This is a genomic window from Paenarthrobacter sp. NPDC089675 (genome assembly GCF_044749185.1).
In the GTDB taxonomy this organism is placed as follows: Bacteria; Actinomycetota; Actinomycetes; order Actinomycetales; family Micrococcaceae; genus Arthrobacter.
Map to the genome: position 1 here is coordinate 1 of NZ_JBIVHM010000020.1, position 4,885 is coordinate 4,885.

2 rRNA genes are annotated in these 4,885 nt (G+C 55.9%); both read left to right on the plus strand.

Going from position 1 to position 4,885, the window contains the following annotated elements:
• A 16S ribosomal RNA gene (locus ACIPY2_RS21750) occupies positions 1–1,074 on the plus strand; the annotation flags it as partial.
• 603 nt (positions 1,075–1,677) lie between these two features.
• Positions 1,678–4,835, plus strand: a 23S ribosomal RNA gene (locus ACIPY2_RS21755).
• The last annotated feature ends 50 nt before the right edge of the window (positions 4,836–4,885 follow it).

Genomic DNA, 4,885 nt, shown 5'->3' on the forward strand with positions numbered 1-4,885 from the left:
TTTGGGGGTGACGGTACTTGCAGAAGAAGCGCCGGCTAACTACGTGCCAGCAGCCGCGGTAATACGTAGGGCGCAAGCGTTATCCGGAATTATTGGGCGTAAAGAGCTCGTAGGCGGTTTGTCGCGTCTGCTGTGAAAGACCGGGGCTCAACTCCGGTTCTGCAGTGGGTACGGGCAGACTAGAGTGCAGTAGGGGAGACTGGAATTCCTGGTGTAGCGGTGAAATGCGCAGATATCAGGAGGAACACCGATGGCGAAGGCAGGTCTCTGGGCTGTAACTGACGCTGAGGAGCGAAAGCATGGGGAGCGAACAGGATTAGATACCCTGGTAGTCCATGCCGTAAACGTTGGGCACTAGGTGTGGGGGACATTCCACGTTTTCCGCGCCGTAGCTAACGCATTAAGTGCCCCGCCTGGGGAGTACGGCCGCAAGGCTAAAACTCAAAGGAATTGACGGGGGCCCGCACAAGCGGCGGAGCATGCGGATTAATTCGATGCAACGCGAAGAACCTTACCAAGGCTTGACATGGACCGGAAAGACCTGGAAACAGGTGCCCCGCTTGCGGCCGGTTTACAGGTGGTGCATGGTTGTCGTCAGCTCGTGTCGTGAGATGTTGGGTTAAGTCCCGCAACGAGCGCAACCCTCGTTCTATGTTGCCAGCGGTTCGGCCGGGGACTCATAGGAGACTGCCGGGGTCAACTCGGAGGAAGGTGGGGACGACGTCAAATCATCATGCCCCTTATGTCTTGGGCTTCACGCATGCTACAATGGCCGGTACAAAGGGTTGCGATACTGTGAGGTGGAGCTAATCCCAAAAAGCCGGTCTCAGTTCGGATTGGGGTCTGCAACTCGACCCCATGAAGTCGGAGTCGCTAGTAATCGCAGATCAGCAACGCTGCGGTGAATACGTTCCCGGGCCTTGTACACACCGCCCGTCAAGTCACGAAAGTTGGTAACACCCGAAGCCGGTGGCCTAACCCTTGTGGGGGGAGCCGTCGAAGGTGGGACCGGCGATTGGGACTAAGTCGTAACAAGGTAGCCGTACCGGAAGGTGCGGCTGGATCACCTCCTTTCTAAGGAGCTGCTAACAACACGTGCCGTGCCTGCATGGGTGGGGTGGTGGTTGTCAGTGTTGCCCATTGCGCAGGCGTCTGTTCTGCGGTGGGTGCTCATGGGTGGAATATCAGCAAATCATTTTTTGTGGCATGGCCTGTGTGGTTGGTGTCCTGGTGTTAGTACGGCGGTGTCTGTCCCTTTTGGGGGGTGGGTGTTGTTGGGAACGCGTTCCGGGGTGCTGGTTGTGGGGGTTGTGTTTGGCGCACTGTTGGGTCCTGAGGCAACAGGGCCTTTTTTGCAGCAATGCAGGGAATTCTTCTGGTGTTTCTTGTTGTTCCTGCGGCCGACGTCTGCTGCGTTGTGGTTTCCTTCCCCTTTGTGGGTGGGGGCCGTGTGGTGGGGGTGGTTGATGGGGTTGTTGTTTGAGAACTACATAGTGGACGCGAGCATCTGGACATGCATCTTGTTTTTTGGGTGTGTGTTCTAGCAATTTCTTTGATTTGGAACCTGGGACTGCTGCCCCGTTTGTGGGTGGTGGTTTTCCTTGGTTCTCTCGAATTGATTGAGTGCATCGACCATGGTGGCTGCCCTTGTTGTGGGTGGTTGTTGTGGTTTTGTGTGGTCAAGTTTTTAAGGGCGCACGGTGGATGCCTTGGCATTAGGAGCCGAAGAAGGACGTAGGAATCTGCGATAAGCCTGGGGGAGTTGATAACCGAGCGGTGATCCCAGGATGTCCGAATGGGGAAACCCCGCACAACGCTGTCATGGTGATTGTGTGACCCGTACCTGAATTCATAGGGTGCGTGGAGGGAACGCGGGGAAGTGAAACATCTCAGTACCCGCAGGAAGAGAAAACAAGAGTGATTCCGTTAGTAGTGGCGAGCGAACGCGGATGAGGCTAAACCGACCCATGTGTGATAGCCGGCGGGCGTTGCGTGGGCGGGGTTGTGGGACTTGCCGTGCTGGTTCTGCCGGACCGGTGGGGTGTGAGTGTGGGCATAGGTGAACGGTCTTGAAAGGCCGGCCAGAGAGGGTGTGAGCCCCGTAACTGTAATGTCGTGCACCGCCTTTGGTGAGGATCCCAAGTAGCACGGGGCCCGAGAAATCCTGTGTGAATCTGTCAGGACCACCTGATAAGCCTAAATACTTCCTAATGACCGATAGCGGACCAGTACCGTGAGGGAAAGGTGAAAAGTACCCCGGGAGGGGAGTGAAACAGTACCTGAAACCGTGTGCTTACAATCCGTCAAAGCAGCCGCAGCTTGCTGTGTTGTTGTGATGGCGTGCCTTTTGAAGAATGAGCCTGCGAGTTAGTGTTACGTCGCGAGGTTAACCCGTGTGGGGTAGCCGTAGCGAAAGCGAGTCTGAACAGGGCGTGTTTAGTGGCGTGATCTAGACCCGAAGCGGAGTGATCTACCCATGGCCAGGTTGAAGCGACGGTAAGACGTCGTGGAGGACCGAACCCACTTCAGTTGAAAATGGAGGGGATGAGCTGTGGGTAGGGGTGAAAGGCCAATCAAACTCCGTGATAGCTGGTTCTCCCCGAAATGCATTTAGGTGCAGCGTTGCGTGTTTCTTGCCGGAGGTAGAGCTACTGGATGGCCGATGGGCCCTACAAGGTTACTGACGTCAGCCAAACTCCGAATGCCGGTAAGTGAGAGCGCAGCAGTGAGACTGTGGGGGATAAGCTTCATAGTCGAGAGGGAAACAGCCCAGACCACCAACTAAGGCCCCTAAGCGTGTGCTAAGTGGGAAAGGATGTGGAGTTGCTTAGACAACCAGGAGGTTGGCTTAGAAGCAGCCATCCTTGAAAGAGTGCGTAATAGCTCACTGGTCAAGTGATTCCGCGCCGACAATGTAGCGGGGCTCAAGTACACCGCCGAAGTTGTGGCATTCACACATTTACCTCAGCCTTCGTGGTTCAGGGGTGTGGATGGGTAGGGGAGCGTCGTGTGGGCGGTGAAGTCGCGGTGGAAACCAGCGGTGGAGCCTACACGAGTGAGAATGCAGGCATGAGTAGCGAAAGACGGGTGAGAAACCCGTCCGCCGAATGATCAAGGGTTCCAGGGTCAAGCTAATCTGCCCTGGGTAAGTCGGGACCTAAGGCGAGGCCGACAGGCGTAGTCGATGGACAACGGGTTGATATTCCCGTACCGGCGAAAAACCGCCAATACTGAGCGGGGGATACTAACCACCCCCCACCCGGCATGATCACCCTTCGGGGTGTGATGGTTGTGGTGGTGGCTGGGACCTGATCCCGGGAGGTAAGCGTATTAACAGGTGTGACGCAGGAAGGTAGCCGGGCCGGGCGATGGTTGTCCCGGTCTAAGGATGTAGGGTCAGGGATAGGCAAATCCGTTCCTGTGTGCTTCGAGCACGTTCCTGAGATCTGATGGGACCCCCGTACGGGGGGATCCGGTGATCCTATGCTGCCAAGAAAAGCATCGACGCGAGGTTTTAGCTGCCCGTACCCCAAACCGACACAGGTGATCAGGTAGAGAATACCAAGGCGATCGAGAGAATTATGGTTAAGGAACTCGGCAAAATGCCCCCGTAACTTCGGGAGAAGGGGGGCCTGCCCCGTGACCGCCACTTGCTGGCGTGAGCGGGTGTGGGCCGCAGAGACCAGGGGGAAGCGACTGTTTACTAAAAACACAGGTCCGTGCGAAGTCGCAAGACGATGTATACGGACTGACTCCTGCCCGGTGCTGGAAGGTTAAGAGGACCGGTTAGCCCCTTCGGGGGCGAAGCTGAGAATTTAAGCCCCAGTAAACGGCGGTGGTAACTATAACCATCCTAAGGTAGCGAAATTCCTTGTCGGGTAAGTTCCGACCTGCACGAATGGAGTAACGACTTCCCCGCTGTCTCAACCATAAACTCGGCGAAATTGCAGTACGAGTAAAGATGCTCGTTACGCGCAGCAGGACGGAAAGACCCCGAGACCTTTACTATAGTTTGGTATTGGTGTTCGGAGTGGCTTGTGTAGGATAGGTGGGAGACGTTGAAGCCCGGACGCCAGTTCGGGTGGAGTCATCGTTGAAATACCACTCTGGTCACTTTGGACATCTAACTTCGGCCCGTGATCCGGGTCAGGGACAGTGCCTGATGGGTAGTTTAACTGGGGCGGTTGCCTCCTAAAAAGTAACGGAGGCGCCCAAAGGTTCCCTCAGCCTGGTTGGCAATCAGGTGTCGAGTGTAAGTGCACAAGGGAGCTTGACTGTGAGAGAGACATCTCAAGCAGGGACGAAAGTCGGGACTAGTGATCCGGCGGTACATTGTGGAATGGCCGTCGCTCAACGGATAAAAGGTACCTCGGGGATAACAGGCTGATCTTGCCCAAGAGTCCATATCGACGGCATGGTTTGGCACCTCGATGTCGGCTCGTCGCATCCTGGGGCTGGAGTAGGTCCCAAGGGTTGGGCTGTTCGCCCATTAAAGCGGTACGCGAGCTGGGTTTAGAACGTCGTGAGACAGTTCGGTCCCTATCCGCTGCGCGCGCAGGAAATTTGAGAAGGGCTGTCCTTAGTACGAGAGGACCGGGACGGACGAACCTCTGGTGTGTCAGTTGTACTGCCAAGTGCACCGCTGATTAGCTACGTTCGGATGGGATAACCGCTGAAAGCATCTAAGCGGGAAGCTCGCTTCAAGATGAGATTTCCACACACCTTGCGTGTGAGAGGCCCCCAGCCAGACCACTGGGTTGATAGGCCGGATGTGGAAGCGAGGACTAAAGACTCGTGAAGCTGACCGGTACTAATAGGCCAACAACTTACACCACACAACACACACTGCACGCGTCCACTATGTGGTTCCCAACCAACAACCCAA